Here is a 1,345-nt window from a genome sequence, read left to right as displayed (position 1 = left end):
CCCTGAGGTATCCCCACGTTCTTCACGCCACCACCCGCATCTGATCCAGCACAGCTGGCGGTAGTGAGCGTAGCCGTTCAATCCATCGAGATGTTCGCTCCATTGGCCAGCCACGCACCAGCGCTTCGCGTCCCACGCGCAGGATGGAGTAGATCTTTCGCATGGCGCGGGCCGGATAGAGCCACTTATCCACGCCCGTCGCTTCGCAGGCCAAACCGGCCAACCAAGCGGCAAACATCGCCATGGCGTGAACCAGAAGCAGAACATCCAAACGCCTTCCACTGCGCGTCAGGCTGTCCTCGAAGCCCTGACCGTAACGGTGCGATTTGAGGTCGCGGAACGACAACTCGATCTGCATGCGACGGGCATACAGCGCCACGAGCTGTCGAGCGCTCAGTGTGTTCAAACCTGGCGCAGCGACGATCAGCCAGGGTTCGCGCTCGCGGGCTGCCGCCTGCAGGCTGTTCTTGCGCCTGGCTACGGTGCCCAGCTTGGTCCAACACGTGCGGCCTTTGGCCGCCTTGCGATGAAGCACGATGCGGCACACCCATGGAGCGTTACGTACCGTTTCCATCAACCCGAGATCCCGTGGTGTCGTGCCGCCCAGCTCGTACAGTGCACGCGACGGCACCCAATCCTCCCGCGCCTGCGAGCCCACGGGCCGAACCAGGGTGCGATGACGCAGCCGACCCACCCAGTGCCAGCCCATCGTTGCCACGGCGCGGAACCACGGAGCTCGGAAGCCGGCATCGGTGACGAGGATGGGCGTGATGGTCTCGGGTATCAGTCGGCGCAGCCGTTCGAGAAAATGCCGCTCAGCCCCCGGCGTGCCTTGTTGTGCGCCGGGAAACACCATGTCCAGCACGGGCAAGGTGCGACCGCCGATGGGAACCGCTGCGCGCAGCAGACACCAGGCCTTGTCCGCCTTCAGATCGGACCAGTCAATCACGATGACCGGGTGCGGGCCACGCAACAACCAGCGCGCCATCCCTCGATAGACCATCTCGCGTTCACCATGCAGATGGCGGTTGCTCAACAGGCGGTCGAAAGCCTTCAAGGGCGCACGTACTCGATCCGCGCCGGGCCACGCACGCGCCACATCCATCAGCGTCAGACGCCGGCCATGAAGCAAGGCTTCAACCGATCGCAGCAACGTTCGGGTACGTAGTGCATGCATGGCTTCCAGGGACGACGAGAGGCACTTCTGCAATACTTCGCTTGCGCGCATGGGTCAGCAGGCTTCGTTGGTTTGGTCGCCTTGAAGACTGCGCCATGCGCGCACTTCGATCTATATCTGTCGCGCCAACTTACTGATCTGGCTGGTGGAAACGTGGGGATACCTCAG

The 1,345-nt window shown here is 63.1% G+C and carries 1 protein-coding gene; it reads right to left on the bottom strand.

Annotated features, from left to right (window positions below):
• Positions 1-22: 22 nt before the first annotated feature.
• Positions 23-1,228 (bottom strand): IS4 family transposase, encoded by a 1,206-nt coding sequence (locus FHW84_RS23020; protein ID WP_167258831.1) that lies wholly within the window; start codon positions 1,226-1,228, stop codon positions 23-25.
• Between the last annotated feature and the right edge of the window lie 117 nt (positions 1,229-1,345).

Source organism: Dyella sp. SG562, assembly GCF_011759495.1.
GTDB classification, from domain to species: domain Bacteria; phylum Pseudomonadota; class Gammaproteobacteria; order Xanthomonadales; family Rhodanobacteraceae; genus Dyella_D; species Dyella_D marensis.
This window is presented reverse-complemented; position numbering and strand designations above follow the sequence as displayed.

Excerpts from the sequence above, each read along its gene's own strand:
- FHW84_RS23020 (WP_167258831.1), bottom strand. The coding sequence starts at position 1,228 with ATGCGCGCAAGCGAAGTATTGCAGAAGTGCCTCTCGTCGTCCCTGGAA.